This is a genomic window from Pseudomonas sp. S9, assembly GCF_000222125.1.
Lineage (GTDB): Bacteria > Pseudomonadota > Gammaproteobacteria > Pseudomonadales > Pseudomonadaceae > Aquipseudomonas > Aquipseudomonas segetis.
On sequence record NZ_AFFX01000002.1, the window covers coordinates 387,689 to 402,996 of the forward strand.

The 15,308-nt window shown below is 57.8% G+C and carries 15 protein-coding genes; 7 read left to right on the forward strand and 8 right to left on the reverse strand.

Annotation, left to right across the window (positions count from 1 at the left end):
- Positions 1-56 precede the first annotated feature (56 nt).
- Complete coding sequence (locus PSES9_RS0105655; RefSeq protein ID WP_010484947.1) at positions 57-917, forward strand: alpha/beta fold hydrolase; 861 nt, start codon at positions 57-59, stop codon at positions 915-917.
- A 3-nt stretch (positions 918-920) separates the two neighbouring features.
- Here PSES9_RS0105655 and ada read toward each other — a convergent pair whose 3' ends face one another.
- The 3 genes from ada to PSES9_RS0105670 all read right to left on the reverse strand — a co-directional run bounded on the left by ada (position 921) and on the right by PSES9_RS0105670 (position 2,932).
- Positions 921-1,997 carry a bifunctional DNA-binding transcriptional regulator/O6-methylguanine-DNA methyltransferase Ada gene (gene ada / locus PSES9_RS0105660; RefSeq protein WP_010484948.1) on the reverse strand — a complete coding sequence of 359 codons (1,077 nt, stop codon included), beginning with the start codon at positions 1,995-1,997 and terminating at the stop codon, positions 921-923.
- 101 nt (positions 1,998-2,098) lie between these two features.
- Positions 2,099-2,440, reverse strand: coding sequence for an FKBP-type peptidyl-prolyl cis-trans isomerase (locus tag PSES9_RS0105665; RefSeq protein WP_010484950.1), 342 nt, complete (start codon positions 2,438-2,440; stop codon positions 2,099-2,101).
- Between the two features lie 30 nt (positions 2,441-2,470).
- A complete protein-coding gene (locus PSES9_RS0105670; protein ID WP_010484952.1) occupies positions 2,471-2,932 on the reverse strand; it encodes a MarR family winged helix-turn-helix transcriptional regulator in 462 nt (153 codons plus the stop codon).
- 263 nt (positions 2,933-3,195) lie between these two features.
- Between PSES9_RS0105670 and PSES9_RS0105675 the strand changes: the two genes are divergently transcribed.
- Positions 3,196-3,621, forward strand: a complete 426-nt coding sequence (locus PSES9_RS0105675; protein ID WP_010484953.1) for an organic hydroperoxide resistance protein — start codon at positions 3,196-3,198, stop codon at positions 3,619-3,621.
- A 52-nt stretch (positions 3,622-3,673) separates the two neighbouring features.
- On the opposite strand, the gene PSES9_RS0105680 is transcribed toward PSES9_RS0105675, so the two are convergent.
- Genes PSES9_RS0105680 through PSES9_RS25485 form a run of 4 tightly spaced genes read right to left on the reverse strand, consistent with a single transcriptional unit; the run spans position 3,674 to position 6,856 of the window.
- Positions 3,674-4,018: a YdbL family protein gene (locus PSES9_RS0105680; RefSeq protein ID WP_010484955.1), complete on the reverse strand. Its 345-nt coding sequence runs from the start codon at positions 4,016-4,018 to the stop codon at positions 3,674-3,676.
- 11 nt (positions 4,019-4,029) lie between these two features.
- Positions 4,030-4,221, reverse strand: a complete 192-nt coding sequence (locus PSES9_RS0105685) for a YnbE family lipoprotein (RefSeq protein WP_010484957.1) — start codon at positions 4,219-4,221, stop codon at positions 4,030-4,032.
- A 13-nt stretch (positions 4,222-4,234) separates the two neighbouring features.
- Positions 4,235-6,730 (reverse strand): intermembrane phospholipid transport protein YdbH family protein, encoded by a 2,496-nt coding sequence (locus PSES9_RS0105690; RefSeq protein WP_010484959.1) that lies wholly within the window; start codon positions 6,728-6,730, stop codon positions 4,235-4,237.
- Between the two features lie 3 nt (positions 6,731-6,733).
- Positions 6,734-6,856 carry a hypothetical protein gene (locus tag PSES9_RS25485; RefSeq protein WP_274377979.1) on the reverse strand — a complete coding sequence of 41 codons (123 nt, stop codon included), beginning with the start codon at positions 6,854-6,856 and terminating at the stop codon, positions 6,734-6,736.
- Positions 6,857-7,066: 210 nt separating this feature from the next.
- Here PSES9_RS25485 and PSES9_RS0105700 point away from each other — a divergent pair, with 210 nt between their 5' ends.
- The 4 genes from PSES9_RS0105700 to rmuC all read left to right on the forward strand — a co-directional run bounded on the left by PSES9_RS0105700 (position 7,067) and on the right by rmuC (position 10,934).
- Positions 7,067-7,435 (forward strand): XRE family transcriptional regulator, encoded by a 369-nt coding sequence (locus PSES9_RS0105700; protein ID WP_010484961.1) that lies wholly within the window; start codon positions 7,067-7,069, stop codon positions 7,433-7,435.
- Positions 7,435-8,187 (forward strand): RES domain-containing protein, encoded by a 753-nt coding sequence (locus tag PSES9_RS0105705; RefSeq protein ID WP_010484962.1) that lies wholly within the window; start codon positions 7,435-7,437, stop codon positions 8,185-8,187. The genes PSES9_RS0105700 and PSES9_RS0105705 overlap by 1 nt, the downstream gene beginning before the upstream one ends.
- Positions 8,188-8,918: 731 nt before the next feature.
- Complete coding sequence (locus tag PSES9_RS0105720; RefSeq protein WP_010484963.1) at positions 8,919-9,266, forward strand: sel1 repeat family protein; 348 nt, start codon at positions 8,919-8,921, stop codon at positions 9,264-9,266.
- A gap of 312 nt (positions 9,267-9,578) precedes the next feature.
- Positions 9,579-10,934 (forward strand): DNA recombination protein RmuC, encoded by a 1,356-nt coding sequence (rmuC, locus tag PSES9_RS0105725; RefSeq protein WP_177313040.1) that lies wholly within the window; start codon positions 9,579-9,581, stop codon positions 10,932-10,934.
- Between the two features lie 39 nt (positions 10,935-10,973).
- Here rmuC and PSES9_RS0105730 read toward each other — a convergent pair whose 3' ends face one another.
- A complete protein-coding gene (locus PSES9_RS0105730) occupies positions 10,974-14,450 on the reverse strand; it encodes a hybrid sensor histidine kinase/response regulator (RefSeq protein WP_010484965.1) in 3,477 nt (1,158 codons plus the stop codon).
- 283 nt (positions 14,451-14,733) lie between these two features.
- On the opposite strand from PSES9_RS0105730, the gene PSES9_RS0105735 reads away from it, so the two are divergent.
- Positions 14,734-15,306 carry a GNAT family N-acetyltransferase gene (locus PSES9_RS0105735; RefSeq protein WP_010484966.1) on the forward strand — a complete coding sequence of 191 codons (573 nt, stop codon included), beginning with the start codon at positions 14,734-14,736 and terminating at the stop codon, positions 15,304-15,306.
- The last annotated feature ends 2 nt before the right edge of the window (positions 15,307-15,308 follow it).

The following is a 15,308-nucleotide window of genomic DNA, read 5'->3' on the forward strand; positions in this document are numbered from 1 at the left end:
AGGTTAGGTATGGTGACTTCTATTCTAACCTTTATAAGCTATTAAAGGGGTTAAATATGAATGCTGTCGATCAATCACTTCCTTTACCGCACACCTTTGATTTTGCAGGGCGACCGGTTCGCTACGGCGTCATGGGCGAAGGTCCGGCAATGGTCCTGGTGCATGGCACGCCATTTTCATCCCAGGTTTGGCGGCGTATCGCTCCGCTGTTGGCCAGCCATTACTGCGTCTATTACTTTGATTTGCTCGGCTATGGGCAATCTGAAATGGTTGAGGGCGAGGATGTTTCGCTTGGCGTGCAGAATCATCTGCTTGCGGCGTTGATCGAGCATTGGGGCCTGGATAAGCCTCATGTCGTTGCCCATGATTTTGGTGGCGCTACGGCCTTGCGCTGCCGGATTCTCAATCAATTGGCCTACACAACGCTGACCTTGATCGACCCGGTGGCCATTGCGCCCTGGGGTTCGCCCTTCGTCCAGCACGTACGCCAGCATCAGCAGGCATTCAACGGATTGCCCGGTTATATACACGAAGCGATATTGGCCGCCTATATACAGGGTTCGGTCTGCCACCCCATGGCGGAGCATGATTTGCAGCACTACACCAAACCCTGGCTGGGCGAGGGGCGGCAAGGTGCGTTCTACCGGCAGATTGCGCAGATGGACCAACGTTATACCGATGAAGTGCAAGGCGCCTATGCCTCGCTTGATTGCCCGGTGCTACTGCTCTGGGGTGAGCAGGATCAATGGATACCCATTGAGCGGGGGGAGGCGCTGGCACGGCAGATTGCCAACTGCCAAATGGTGCGCGTACCCGGCGCCGGGCATCTGGTCCAGGAGGATGCACCTGAAGCGATTATTGGCGAGTTGCTGAAGTTTTTGCATCGCCAATGCGCCGCGCAACAGGATGGCACCTGATGCTCAAGTCGTTTCACGCTCCAGCTCCAGTAATTGTTGCTTGCGTTCGATGCCCCAGCGATAGCCGGACAGGTTGCCATCACTTCTGACCACACGATGGCAAGGGATGGCCACTGCAAGCTTGTTGGCCGCACAGGCCTGGGCGACGGCGCGGAATGATGTTGGTGCGCCAATCAGTTTTGCGATCTCGGCATAGCTGGCCGTGCTGCCAGCCGGGATGTTGCGCAATGCCTGCCAGACCCGCTCCTGAAATGCGGTGCCGCGCAGATCCAGGGGTAAGTCGAGGCCGATTGCCGGTGCTTCGATAAAACCAATGACCTTGGCGACCAGTTGCTCGAACTTTGCGTCAGCGCCAATCAGGTTGGCCTGGGCAAAGGTGTCTTGCAACTCGCGAACCAGGGTTTCGGGTTCATCACCAAGCAGGATTGCGCAGATGCCACGGTTGCTTTGTGCGACCAGAATGGCCCCGAGCGAACACTGTGCCACTGCAAAGCGAATATCCGTATTAGCGCCACCCGCGCGGTAATCACTGGGTTTCATGCCGAGTACTTCGGCGCTTTTTTCATAAAAGCGGCTGCTGGCGTTGAAGCCGGCGTGGTAGAACGCGTCTGTGACCAGGCTGCCTTTTTGCAGCTGTGCGCGTAGCTTGCGTGCGCGGTTTGCACTGGCGTAGGCCTTGGGCGTCAGGCCGGTCGCCGCCTTGAATAAGCGGTGGAAGTGATAGGCGCTGACGCCGACTTGCCGGGCGAGCTGGTCGAGGCTGGGCAGTTGCTCGGCATGTTCGATAATCTGGCAGGCCTTGCTGACTATCGCGGCGTGTTGCTGACTGAGCGGGGTGCCGCCGCAAGTGGCGCGCTTGCAGGGGCGATAACCGGCAGCGGCTGCTTGCTGTGGCGTGTCGAAAAACTCAACGTTGTCGGGTTTCGGACGCCGTGACGGACAATTGGGGCGGCAATAGATGCCCGTGGTCTTGACTGCGTAGACGAAGGGCTGATCCAGTGAAGGGTCGCGATCGAGCACACGCTGCCAGCGCGGGTCATCGACAGTCACTTTGGTTGCTAAGGATTTGGTCGGTTTCATCGCGGTGCCCACAAGCAGTGAAAGTGATTCAAGCTTAAGCGGTCAGGCGGTTATCAAAACTCCGAGTCTTGCTTTGCAATTCGCCAGCGGCTTTCGGTGCTTTAGTCGTCGCGGGTCAGCACTTCAAGCAACTCTATTTCGAAAATCAGGTTCGAGTGCGGCTTGATATGCTGGCCCATCTGGCGCTCGCCATAAGCCAGTTCGGCCGGTACGAAGAGTTTGCGCTTGCCGCCGACTTTCATGCCCATCAGGCCCTGGTCCCAGCCTTTGATGACGCGACCTGTACCTATCACGCACTGAAAGGGCTTGCCGCGATCATAGGATGAGTCAAAGGTGGTGCCGTCCTCAAGGGTGCCGCGGTATTGGGTGGTGATCAGTGCGCCCTTGACGGCAGCCTTGCCATCGCCCAGGACGATATCTTCGATGATTAATGCGTTGTTCATGATCGTTCTCTAGCAATGTGGCGCTAATTCTTAATCGCCATCAAGTGATTGGTGCAAGTGTTTGCGCAGCGTGAATAGCGCTTGCTTGAGTTCATCAAGCTGCTCCATGGGCATGCCCGCCGATTTCAGGATACAGCCCGGAATCGCCTTGGCCTGCTCATGCAAGGCACGCCCCTTGGCGGTCAGGCGCAGCTCGACAACACGCTCATCGGCCTTGCTCCTGTTGCGTTGGAGCAAGCCCTGGGCTTCAAGGCGCTTGAGCAGCGGTGTCAGCGAGCCAGGGTCGGTCAGCAGTCGCGCACTGATATCACCCACGGTCAGGCCGTCGGTTTCCCACAGCACCAACATGGCCAGATACTGTGGATAGGTGAGCCCCATTTCCTGTAGCAGGGGCTTGTACGTCTTGGTCATGAGCAGCGAAGTGGAATGCAAGGCAAAGCACAGCTGATTGTCCAGCAGCAGGGCCTTGCAAGGTTCGAGTGAGGAATCCATGGGATGAGCTCTACGCGGAAGATGGCTGTCAAGTTAACGCACTAATAGCCTGTGCGCCAACAACCAGGCAGACTGCGATGGTTGGTTGTGGGCCGTGAAAGCTGGTCATTGAAGAACTTGATCGTGCTGATAGAGAAATCTGTGAATAATTATCTTGTGCGCTAAATAATTGCGCACTAATATTGTTTCAAGGCCAACGAGAACACCACTTGATCCTCGTTGCATCTGTTACCCCTTTATTTGACTACCAAGAGGAAATCATCATGTCGATCGAAACTATTGCTTACCGTGCATATGCAGAAGCCACTGGCGGCCGTGATGGCCGGGCTATCTCTTCTGACGGTGTTCTGGATGTGGCGCTGACCACACCAAAGGAATTGGGTGGCGCAGGCGGCGAGGGGACCAACCCTGAGCAATTGTTCGCTGCGGGCTACTCGGCTTGTTTTATCGGTGCAATGAAATTTGTGGCCGCACGCGACAAGTTGCAGATTCCGGCGGATGCGTCGATTGAAGGTGTTGTCGGCATTGGTGCAATCCCCAATGGTTTCGGCATCGAGGTCGAGTTGCGCATCAGCCTGCCGGGTCTTGATAAGGCGGCGGCGCAAACCCTGGTTGATCGCGCGCACATCGTTTGCCCGTACTCGAACGCAACGCGCGGCAACATTGATGTCACGCTGACCCTGGTTTAATCCCCCCGCATACAACAAAGGCGCCTAAACAGGGCGCCTTTGTTGTGGTCGTCTATTTCTTGACCCAGTTGCCGCCTTGCTGGATGTACTGGCCAGGCGGGGTCTTTTCAATTGCCTTCTTGCCCGCAATCGCCTCTACGGCGCTGACCTCGATACCATTTTTTTCAGCCAGTTTCTTGTACTCGTTACGCCGCGCGTCGTTGATCAGCCTGGCGATTTCATCGGCGTTGCCGCCGGGCTTGACCACGCCCAGGTAGCCGGTTTGCATCTCGCCCAGCTGGCCGGAGGCCTTAGCGCCGCCGAGTGCGGACATTGCATCGTTGAGGTTCATGGCAAAGGCCGGGATGCTCAGGCTCAATAGCAATACCAGGCTGGCAATTCGTTTAGATAGGGTCATTGCATCGCTCCTTAAAATAGACCGCTTGATTCGTTGAACATGCTGTCGAGCTCTTTGTCGACCTTGATGTAGATTTCATGCTCGATCTTGACGTTGAGGTTGATGTTGATCGGCTCGTTAGGCACTGCCAGCTGCACCGTTGGGGTACAGGCAACGCTTATCAAACCCAATGCCAGAGCGGCTAAACCGTTGCGTAAACGCATGTTGCGTGCTCCCTTATTGATTGTCCTTTGGCGCGACACTTTTATTTCGCTTGAGGATAAATTGTTGAACCCTTTGCTGGACAATATCACTGACTTTATCGCTCAACTGGATACTGGCCAGCAAGGTCGGAATGTTTTCCTCCAGGTTGATGTTGAAGTTGATGGGGCGTCCTTTCTCGATTGCCGGGTTTCTGCCTTCAAGGCGCAGGGCTAGCAAGAGTTGGCCTTGAGGGTCATAACTCACGCCGCTGGAGAGGGTGGTGTAGTGAAAGTCCTCCAGTGACTGGGCTACCAGTTGCATGGCTGGATTACTGGCGCCCAGCGCTTTGATCTTGTCGTTGTCGAACTGCAGGCGGCCGCCGGGTTGGCGTGCGCTGATTTGGCCTTGTTCAACGCTCAAGCCTGCGGGGTTGAGGCGCAAGGGAATCGAACCATCGATAAAGCCGTTACCGGACAAGCCTTCTGCAGGGTAGGCGGCAAACAGGTCTTCAAGTTTCAGGCCTTTCAAGTTCAGGGCAAAGAGCAAAGCAGGCTGCTTCAGGTCCCATTGGTTGGCTGGCAAGGTAACTTGCCCGCCGAGAACCTGGGCCTTGGCCTGCTGCAGTCTTAGCTGGCCCTTATCCAGTGCGCCGAGTGGGGCGCTGTAGCGGCCACGCAGTTCTATGGGGCCAAGGGCGATGCCTGGATTGGCCTCGGCCAGGCTCAAGTCTTTGACCTCGGCCTCGAGACCTTGGTTCGCCAGGCGCACCTGCACCTTGGCAGTCAAGCCGTTGAACAGGGTGCGGTCGTAAATGCCTGAGAGCCCCTGGCTGGCAAGGTCGAGGCTCAGGTCTGGGTTGCTGCCGGGTGCCAGGTGCAGCTTGGCATTGGCATTGAGGCGGCCATTGTTGAGGTCGAGCAGGGCAGGCCAGTCGCTCAGGGTGCTTTTCAGTGGGTTGCCCGCGCGGAAGAATATCTCGTTGAATTTGGCCTCTAGCTGCAAGCCCTTGCTTGCAGTGTTTTGCCCCGCCAGTTGCGCTTGCAAGCCGCTGCCAGTGGTTAGCGTGCCATCAAGCGCCTGGGTCTGTGAGTCGGCTTGCAGCTTGCCCTTGAAGCTCCAGCTTTGCGCTTTCAATGCGGGCTGTTGCAAGGTTTTAGCACTGAGCACGAGCGGTCCGCTGGCTTGCCAGCTATCGAAGCTGGTTGCCGCGCTCAGGTTTATTCCGGCAAGCGTGGCATCAAGGCCAGTGGCGCCGAACTCAGGGTGAGTGAGCTGCGCGAGTTGCAGTCGCGAACCTTTATCCAGGTTGAGCCTGAGTTGCTGTGCGTCTGCATAGCCCTTGAAGGCCAGCATTGCATTGAGGCCTTGGGCTTTCCAGTCATCGAGTTGCAGGTTCTTGCTGCTGGCGTCGAGGCTTGCGTCGTAGACTTGAACAGCCCAAGGCAAGGTATTGGCCAGCGCCAGGTTGGCTTGCAACTGCACTGAGCTGGCACCGCTGCTGTTGAGGTTGAGCGCCAGCGGCAGGTTACGCCCGCGCAGCTGAGTCTCGAGCGCGTCTTCTGTTCCTCTGGCTGGTTCGGCGGGTTGTATGCTGAGACTGAATTGATCGTTTTGCAGCGAGGCAGGCAAGTGGTTGCGCAGTGCTTCAGCCAGTTGCTGCAGCTTCAGGTCGGCCTTGATCTGCTTAACGAGCCATTGGCCGGACTGGGCATTAAGTGCCAGGCTAAGCTCTCCCTGGACCTGGCCGATACCCGGAACTGGCCAAGGCTCAGGCAGGTTGGCGCTTGCGGTCAGCGTTCCGCTGGCCTGTTGCAGATGTTCAATACTGATCGGTCCGGCGGGCAGGTCCAGTTCCCAGTTTGCGGATAAGTCGGCAACGCCCGGCGCTTCGGGCAGCTTGACCCTGGCCGGTAATGCCCACTGGCTGAGCCAGTGTTGCAAGGCACTGGCTTGGTTCAGGTTTGGCGCCGCGATTGCACCGCTCAACAGGCTGCTTGGTTGCCCTGAAGCGTTGGTCTGTTTGCGCAGGCTCAGGTTTGCTCCCAGTTGCGGCTGTCCATCGACCTGCAGTGCAAGTTGCAGGTCCAGGTCATCCTCTGTGCGCTGCAACTGGCCATCAATGGTCAGCAACTGGCCTTGGCTGCGCAGGTTGCTCTGCAGGGTCATGGCCAGTGGCTGTTGCGAAGTCTTGTCCAGCTGCAGGTCGCCCTGCAAGGTGCAGCGTCCCTGGGCGCAGGGCAGTGTTGCGCTGAGCTGGCCAATGCTCAGCGACTGCGGCATCAGCGCCAGCGGGCCAAGCATCTCCAGCAGGTCGATGGCGGCGGAGTCGGTGGGTGTGGTGCGGCTATTGTGTTCCTGCCAGTCGAGATTAAGCCGCTCTAATTCGATGTGCTGCCAGAATGGCGTAAGCGTACTGAAGTCGCGCCATCCAAGGGTCAAGCCCTGGCTTTGAACGCTTAGCGTTGCGGCATCACTTTGTTGTTCGACCTGGAGTTGGCGCAGGTGAATGCCATCAAGGGAAACAGACAACCCTTACCAGTCGAAACGGCTGATGTGCTGGCGCTGTAGAAATTGCTGCCAACTCACCATTGCGATGCCTGCCAGCACACACAGAAGCACCAGCAATCCGGCCAATCGTAGCCAGAGTCGTTTCATCGCTTAGCTTCCTGTGTGCAGGTTGGCGCAATCAATTGCTGTGAAACCTCGGGACCTTATCAGTGCTGTGGGGCCAAGCATTGGCAGGCTTGGGCGATGGGCAGACGTTACCCCATGCCGGATGTGCTGCCAATGCAGATGTCTTTCTTGGTGTGCATTTGCAACATCAAGGTCTATTATTGATGTAAATAGACATTTGGAGGGACGCGTATGAGTGCAAAGATACAGCCTGTCAGCGATGTTGACAGTGTATTGGCCAAAGCGTTGCTCAACAGTCGCGAACAACTTGGGCTGACCCAGCAGGAGCTGGCCGGTATTGTCGGTGTGCACCGCAGTGCGATCAGTCGTTGGGTGGATACAGGCTTGAGCCCGCAGAGCAAAACCGGTGAGTTGGCGTTGCTCTTTATCCGTGGCTATCGTGCATTGTTCGCACTCTTTGGGGATGATCTCGCCGATATGCGCCATTTTTTGCGCACTGAAAACAACCACTTGGCGGGTGTGCCGCTGGAGATGATGGGGCAGGTGCAGGGCCTGGTGCGGGTAGTGGAATACCTTGATGCGATTCGCGGCAAGGTTTGATGAGCATCTGGCAGGCCTGTCACGGCCCTGAACAGATAGCGCCACTGCGCGGTCGACTCGTACGCCTGGTCGAGAGCCAGGAACAGGTCGCTACCTTGCAACTGGTCGATACCCTGGCGGAGCAAGCGCTGCTGGAGGAGTTACTGGAAACCAGCAAACCAGTGCTGCCGGATGCAACGCGCGACTTGCACTATCTATTGAAAACGCCGTTTCGCTATCCGCCACTGCGCTGGGGCTCGCGTTTTGGTTCGCGCTTTGAACCCAGCTTGTTCTATGCCGCCCAGCGCATCGAAACGGCAATGGCCGAGGCTGCTTATTACCGCTTTGTATTGTGGGATGGCATGGACGTAGCGCCGCCCAGCGGGCGGATTCTGTCGGAACATTGCTCGTTCGAGGCGGGTTATAAGGTGGAACGGGGCATTGCCCTGCAAAAAGCGCCCTTTGATGAGTACCGCACGCAACTGATGCATCCCAGCCAATGCTCGCAAACCCAGGCTTTGGGGGCGGCCATGCGTGGTGCGCAGGTCGAGGCGTTCGAATACCGCTCGGCGCGTTGTACCCAAGGTGGAATCAATGTGGCGCTATTTACCCCGCGAGCGTTGGTGGAGAAACGGCCCCGAAATCTGATGCCCTGGTTTTGCGAGACTACCGAGCAGTACGTGGCCTTTAAAAAAACACACTCCATTGATGGGCCAAAGGTATTCAAGCTCACCGATTTTCAGCACGAAGGGCGCTTGCCGCTACCGGCCTGAAAGTTGATCGACCGGTTGGCTAATTGAGACATGATCGCATCAAGGCCAATAAAATTACCCTGCGCGAATTTGCCGCAGTTTTTTTTGGCGCTTGCTGTTCGCACCCTGTGGAGATCCCCAAGCTGCTGGGCTTGCGCTTGTGGGTCAAGTCTTTGACGCTGTTATGGTGATCTTCAGGAGTGGCCAATATGCGCCCAATTAGGGCATTTCTGACCTGCGGTAAATTGACTTGTGCACAATTTCAATGCGCCTTAGCAAGCTTGATTCAAAGAGCGCCGTAAATCATTGATTATTCATATGGATTTTTTAAGTCAATGAAAAATATCAATTTTTTTTGCTGGTGAAAAAATCGTCAGTTTAAGCTCAGCCCCCAAACTACAGGCGTTGACGGCGCTTGCTCCCATCTTGTCCACCGAGTTATCCACAGGTTCTGTGGATTGTCTGTCCAGGTCCTACATACGGTTGTCACATTAGTCTGTTAAGGGAGCTGCAGAAAAATGATTGGGTTCGACAGTGCGGGTGCCGCCATGTTGGTCAAGCCTTTGACTGCTATGCGTTGGCTGTGCGCCTTGTGCTTTCGTCGCTCGCTACGTTTTTCCGAGGTCTTTGGGGTTTACCTCTGAAAAAAAAAGAGTAGAGTGGCGCGCCTTTCCACCCTATCGCCGTTATTTATGCCTCGCGTATTGCCCCGTACCCATTCTGCTCCCGTCCCAATCAGCACCAAGTTACCCATGCGCGTCGCGCTGTGGCTGCTCGATAACCCACGCTTGGGCCATGCACCTTCGATCAAGCGTTTTGCTGGCCAACTGCTAAAGCAGCCCGCACGCGAAGGGGTAGTGGCTGGACAAAGCCGTTTGGGACAAATGCTCTGCCGTGATTGCGGTAACACCCGCGACCGTCGCATGGGACTTGAAATGCTGCGCCTGGCTGCCCGCGCAGGCGACAGTTGCGCGCAGCTGGAGCTGGGCCGCCATTATCTCAAGCCACGCGTCAACGAACCGCATCAGGCGCACCAGTGGCTGGAACAGGCTGCTGCGCATGGTTCGCAAGAAGCCAAGGCCCTGCTCAAGTCGCTCTGACCCCCAATCCAGCCAATCAATATCTTTCAGGCATGCCGGGCTGTATGCCTGGGTTGGACTTTATCCAGCGAATGATCCTGGCTGCGCGACATCCATGACGATGCCTTGCCCTGGCTATATAAAGGGTTAAGCAACTGGCGCCTGACGTATCGGCAAACTACTGGGTATACTTCCAGTAATGCTGATGCGGAGTTGCGTATGCCAATCGATCTACCGAGCTTGTTTATCGGCCTTGCCGGAGCGGGAATACCCTTGTTGGTGCTTGCCCTGGTGCTACAGCGTCGCGCCTCGGCCCAGGCCTTCGAGTGCAGTTTGCTGCAGGAGCGCTTGGGCAGTGCGCAGCTGGCGCAAGCCGGCCTGAGCGCGCAGCTTGATGCCTGCCGCGAGGAAGTCAGCGAGATCGCCGAGATCAAAGCCGACCAGCAGGCAGAACTTGCAGCCATGCGCCGCGAGGCTGAACTGTTGCAGCACGAACAGCAGATTTCCCGCGAAGCCGCTCGTGAGTGGCAGCAACAGCGCGAGCAGCAGGAGGCGGAGTTGCGCCGCCTGGGCTCGGAACGGGCGGGACTTGCCGCAGAACTGCGTGATCAACAGGAGCATCATCAGCAGCGCCTGGCGGACTTGCAGGGCTCGCGGGATGAATTGCGCGCACAGTTTGCCGAGCTTGCCGGGAAAATTTTTGATGAGCGCGAGCAGCGCTTTGCAGAAACCAGCCAGCAACGCCTCGGCCAGTTGCTTGACCCGCTCAAGGAGCGCATCCAGTCGTTCGAGAAGCGCGTCGAAGAAAGCTATCAACATGAGGCGCGTGAGCGGTTTTCCCTGGGCAAGGAGCTTGAGCGTCTACAGCAACTCAATCAGCGCCTGGGTGATGAGGCGACCAACCTGACGCGTGCGCTCAAGGGGCAGAAGACCCAGGGAAACTGGGGGGAACTGATTCTTGAGCGGGTGCTCGAGCATGCTGGCTTGGAGAAGGGCCGTGAGTACCAGACCCAGGTCAGCCTGAAAAGCGCCGAGGGCGAGCGCTTCCAGCCGGATGTATTGATTCAGCTACCCGGAGACAAGCAAGTGGTGGTCGATGCCAAGGTTAGCCTGACTGCCTATCAGCAGTACGTGGCCGCCGAGGATGATGCCACGCGACAGCCGGCACTCAAGCAGCATGTGCAATCATTGCGCAGCCACCTCAAGGGTTTGTCGCTCAAGAATTACCAGCGGCTTGAAGGCTTGCACAGCCTCGACTTTGTATTGCTGTTCGTACCAATCGAAGCTGCATTCGCTGCTGCGCTCCAGGCTGAGCCCGGGCTGTTCCAGGAAGCCTTTGAGCAGAATATCGTGATCGTCAGCCCAACCACATTGCTGGCAACGCTGCGTGTGACTGACAGTCTCTGGCGCCAGGAACGCCAAGGCCAGAATGCCCGCGAGATTGCCGAACGCGCTGGGGCGCTGTACGACAAGTTCTTTGCCTTTATCCAGGACCTGGACGAAGTGGGGGCGCGCCTCCAACAGCTGGATAAAGCCTACGCTTCGGCACGTAACAAGCTGTGCGACGGGCGAGGCAATATCATCAATCGTGTTGAGAACCTGAAGCTGCTGGGCGCGCGGGCAAGTAAAAGCTTGCCGGCCGACCTGCTGGAGCAGGCCGCGCAATTGCCCCTTGAGGACGATGCCTGACGGTGGGCAAGCTGCGGGTAGCTCTACCCGCAAGCTCCTTTAGCGCAAGGTTAGATGACGGCTGAGCAAGGCGCGCAGCGCCGCAGGCTTGACCGGCTTGGACAGGTAGTCAAGCCCAGCCGCATGCACCGCGGCGATAAGTTCGGGGCGTCCGTCCGCGCTAATCACTACGCCAGGTACAGGCTCGCCGAGCCGGGTGCGTAGCCAGGCCATCAGTTCGGTGCCGGTATCACCTTCATCCAAGTGGAAGTCGATCAGGGCAAGCTGCGGCCGTACATCTTCGCTGAGCAGGTGCTCGCACTCCAAGCGATTGCGTGCGGTCCAAACCTGGCAGCCCCAGCGCGACAGCAAGCTGTGCATGCCCGTCAGAATGCTGTCTTCGTTGTCGATACAGAGCACCTGGGAGCCTGGCAGTTGGGCATTGTTCTGTTCGACGGCTTTGCTGGCTGGCTTGTGCAGCGAGGCCTTGGCCAGCGGTACGGTGACGCTGAACACGCTGCCTTTGCCTGGCCATGAACGCACTTCCAGTGAATGGTTTAGCACCCGGCACAGGCCATCGGCAATCGCCAGGCCCAGGCCCAGGCCTTTTTCGGCACGGGTCTGATGGCTGTCCAGGCGCTTGAACTCTTCAAAGATTTCCTTACGCTTGTTCTCGGGAATCCCGGGACCGCGATCCCATACCTCCAGGCGCAAATGGCCGGGGATATGGCGTACGCCCAGAATCACGCGGCCCTGGGCGTAGCGGAAGGCGTTGGTCAGGAAATTCTGCAGCACACGGCGCAACAGGCGGATATCGCTGTCGATCCGTTGGCGGCTGCCGCGCAGGCGGAAATCAATGCCCTGTTCGGCGGCAAGCACCTTGAACTCAGCACCGAGGGTGTCAAACAGCGTGCTTAGCGCGAAGGGGTTGCAGTCGGGGGTGATGCGTCCGCTTTCCAGTCGCGAGATATCCAGCAGGTCGGTTATCAACTCTTCAGCAGAGCGCAGCGATGTGTCGAGATGGCGTACCAGTTCCTGGGCTTCATGGGGAAGTGCTTCGTCCTGATGCGACAGGGCTGCAGAGAACAGGCGAGCAGCATTCAAAGGCTGCATCAGGTCATGGCTCACGGCAGCGAGGAAGCGCGTTTTCGACTGGTTGGCGGCCTCGGCATTGCCCTTGGCCTCGGTCAGGGCGACATTCAATTGCGACAGCTCGTGGGTGCGCTCGCTGACTCGCTGTTCGAGGCCCTCGTTGGCTTCCTTGAGCGCCTGCTCGGCTTGGCGGAACTCGGTAATGTCTGTGAAACTCATGACGAAACCGCCGCCGGGCATGGGGTTGCCGATCAGTTCGATCACCCGGCCGTTGGGGAACATGCGTTCAGAGGTGTGCGGTGTGCCTTGGCGCATCCAGTACAGGCGCTTGCTGATATTGGCTTCGACGCCACCTTCGCGAAACAGGCCACGCTCGGCGTTGTGACGGATGATATCGGCGATGGGGCGGCCAACGTAAATCAGGTCATCTGGGTACTCGAACATTTCGATGTAGCGGTGATTCAAGGCCACCAGCCGCAGCGACTGATCGACCACGCTGATGCCCTGGGTGATGTTTTCGATCGCGCCTTGCAACAATGCCCGGTTGAACTGCAGCACTTCAGAGGCTTCGTCGACTATGCGTACGACGTCCTCGACCTGCATGTCGCGGCCTTCAATGGCTGCTTTGACCACGGCACGTGTCGATGAGGCGCCGAGCACACCGGCCAGCAAGCGTTCGGTGTGGGCGATCCATTCACTGTTGGCTTGATGATTGGGGTTGAACGCCAGATCCTGGCGTGCGGCAAAACGCATAAAGCTTTGCTTGGCGCGTTCCTCGCCCACAAAGCGGCTGGCCAGTATCAGCAAGTCATTAACCTGCACGGCAAGGCTATTGCGTGCGCCGAGCTTGCTGCCCAGGTCGTGGCCGATAAAGCGTCCGGCTTGCCAGTGTTCAGATACACGGGTACGGGAAAAATACGAGACCCAGGCGAAGAGCAGCGTGTTGCCAGCCAGAGACAGCACCACGCCGCGAGTGAGTGCATCCACCTCGAAGCCGATCGGTGCATGGAGCAGCGAGTGCAGGCCGGGCACGCGCTCTATGGACCAGCCCAGGCTGCCGATGATCAGCGGGATCACCAGGGTGTAGAACCAGATCAGCGCGCCGACAATAAGCCCGGCGAACACGCCCCGGCGATTGGCTTGCTTCCAGACTAAAGCACCGAACATGGCCGGTGCCAATTGGCCGATGGCGGCGAATGAGACCTGGCCGATGGTCGCCAGGCTGGCGTTAGAGCCGAGCAGTCGATAGCAGACATAGGCAAGCAATAGAATCAGCACAATACTCACGCGGCGTGCCGTCAGCATCCAGTGGCGGAATGCTTCATAAGGCCGCTCAGTGCTATTGCGGTGCAAAAGCCAAGGTAAGAGCATGTCATTGGAAATCATAGTCGACAGTGCCACGGAGGCAACAATGACCATGCCGGTGGCCGCCGAGGCGCCGCCGATGAATGCGAGCATGGCCAGCGCTGGATGGGCCTCGGCCAGGGGCAGGCTGATCACGAATGAATCAGGCGTTACGCCCTGGGTCAGGAGCATCTGCCCGGCGAGGGCGATGGGCACCACAAACATCGCGGCAAGCACCAGGTATGCAGGGAAAACCCAGCGCGCCAGGCGCAGGTCTTGCGGCTCGATGTTTTCGACAACCGTGACGTGGAACTGCCGGGGCAGGCAGACGATGGCAATCATCGCCAGGCAGGTTTGCACCAGCATTGCCGGCCAGTTGACCGCCACTTGCCAGAAATCCGTGAGTTCAGTGGAGTTTTTTGCCTGGGTGAATAAATCGGCGAAGCCATCGAACAAGCCGAAGGTAACAAAGGCGCCAACCGCGAGAAACGCCAGCAGCTTCACCAGTGATTCAAAGGCAATCGCCAGCACCATGCCGCGGTGGTGCTCGGTGGCATCCAGGTTGCGTGTGCCGAACAAAATGGTGAACAGGGCCAGTACCAGCGACACGATCAGCGCCGTGTCTTGGGCGCGGGTGCCGGTGGAGTCTGGCACCGAGCCAACCAGCAGGTTCACCCCGAGCACAATGCCCTTGAGCTGCAAGGCAATATAAGGCAGCACGCCAACCAGGCAGATCAAGGCAACGGCTACGGCCAGGCCTTGGGATTTGCCGTAGCGCGCAGCAATGAAGTCAGCAATCGAGGTGATGTTTTCCTGTTTGCTGATCAGCACCATTTTCTGCAGCACCCAGGGGGCGAACAGCAGCAAGAGAATCGGGCCGATATAGATGGGCAGGAAAGACCACAGCTGTTCGGCCGACTGGCCCACGGCGCCAAAGAATGTCCAACTGGTGCAGTAAACGGTCAGCGACAAGCTGTAGACCCAGGCGCGAACTTTAGGCGACAAGGGTTTGCGGCGCCTGTCGCCATAAAATGCGATGGCGAACAGGATAGCCATATAGGTGAGGGCAACAGCAGCGATTAGCCCGCCGGACAGCGACATGCAGACTCCAACAACAAACTAAGTGCGAACGGTTCGGTCTTAACTTCAACAACCGACGGCTATGACATTTTGCGCCTTTGTGAGCAGTAGCAGGTTGCACCAGAGCAACTGCTTACAAATGCTTGGGTGTTACAGCCGACAGTGTCGCAGCAAAGTCTGCAAACGTCAGTTGCGACCTTGGTCGCAGGGCTGCTGCCGGGAATAATTGTGCGCCTGTTAATTGTGAAGTGGTTATCACCCTGTTAAGTTGATCCGTTGGCGTTGACGCATGTAGAGGAGCCTTATGTTCAGACCGCAATTAATAACCCTACAGCGTGGCGCCTTGCGCATCGAGCCGATGCTTGATGCGGACATCCCGGCCTTGGTAGCCCTGGCCGAGGCCAATCGTGGCGAACTGGTGTATGTCGACGGCGCGCAGCGTCTTGACTGGTATCGCCAGGGCTTGGCTGATCAGCGCGAGGACAAGGCGCTGCCATTTGTTATCCGCCTGGGCGATCAACTGGTCGGAACCACGCGCTTTGCCGATTTCATGCCCAAACTGCCTGCCGCCGAAATTGGCTGGACCTGGCTTGACCGGGCGCAGCACGGCACTGGGCTCAACACCACGATCAAGTACCTGATGTTGCGCCACGCCTTTGAAAGCTGGCGGATGGTCCGTGTGCAACTGAAAACGGCGGCCAGTAACCTGCGTTCACAGGCGGCGATTGAAAAGCTCGGCGCTGAACGAGAGGGCCTGTTGCGCAATCATCGTCGCCTGGCCGATGGGCGCCTTGATGACACCGTGCTATACAGCATTACTGACCAGCAATGGCCTGCCATCAAGCAGCAGTTGGAGGCGCGATTCGGCGCGTTGTAAAA

Excerpts from the sequence above, each read along its gene's own strand:
- PSES9_RS0105665 (WP_010484950.1), bottom strand. The coding sequence starts at position 2,440 with ATGAACAACGCATTAATCATCGAAGATATCGTCCTGGGCGATGGCAAG.
- PSES9_RS25485 (WP_274377979.1), bottom strand. The coding sequence starts at position 6,856 with ATGAAACGACTCTGGCTACGATTGGCCGGATTGCTGGTGCTTCTGTGT.
- PSES9_RS0105680 (WP_010484955.1), bottom strand. The coding sequence starts at position 4,018 with ATGACCCTATCTAAACGAATTGCCAGCCTGGTATTGCTATTGAGCCTG.
- PSES9_RS0105705 (WP_010484962.1), top strand. The coding sequence starts at position 7,435 with ATGAGCATCTGGCAGGCCTGTCACGGCCCTGAACAGATAGCGCCACTG.
- ada (WP_010484948.1), bottom strand. The coding sequence starts at position 1,997 with ATGAAACCGACCAAATCCTTAGCAACCAAAGTGACTGTCGATGACCCG.
- PSES9_RS0105670 (WP_010484952.1), bottom strand. The coding sequence starts at position 2,932 with ATGGATTCCTCACTCGAACCTTGCAAGGCCCTGCTGCTGGACAATCAG.
- PSES9_RS0105675 (WP_010484953.1), top strand. The coding sequence starts at position 3,196 with ATGTCGATCGAAACTATTGCTTACCGTGCATATGCAGAAGCCACTGGC.
- PSES9_RS0105685 (WP_010484957.1), bottom strand. The coding sequence starts at position 4,221 with ATGCGTTTACGCAACGGTTTAGCCGCTCTGGCATTGGGTTTGATAAGC.
- PSES9_RS0105730 (WP_010484965.1), bottom strand. The coding sequence starts at position 14,450 with ATGTCGCTGTCCGGCGGGCTAATCGCTGCTGTTGCCCTCACCTATATG.
- PSES9_RS0105720 (WP_010484963.1), top strand. The coding sequence starts at position 8,919 with ATGCGCGTCGCGCTGTGGCTGCTCGATAACCCACGCTTGGGCCATGCA.
- PSES9_RS0105655 (WP_010484947.1), top strand. The coding sequence starts at position 57 with ATGAATGCTGTCGATCAATCACTTCCTTTACCGCACACCTTTGATTTT.
- PSES9_RS0105700 (WP_010484961.1), top strand. The coding sequence starts at position 7,067 with ATGAGTGCAAAGATACAGCCTGTCAGCGATGTTGACAGTGTATTGGCC.
- PSES9_RS0105735 (WP_010484966.1), top strand. The coding sequence starts at position 14,734 with ATGTTCAGACCGCAATTAATAACCCTACAGCGTGGCGCCTTGCGCATC.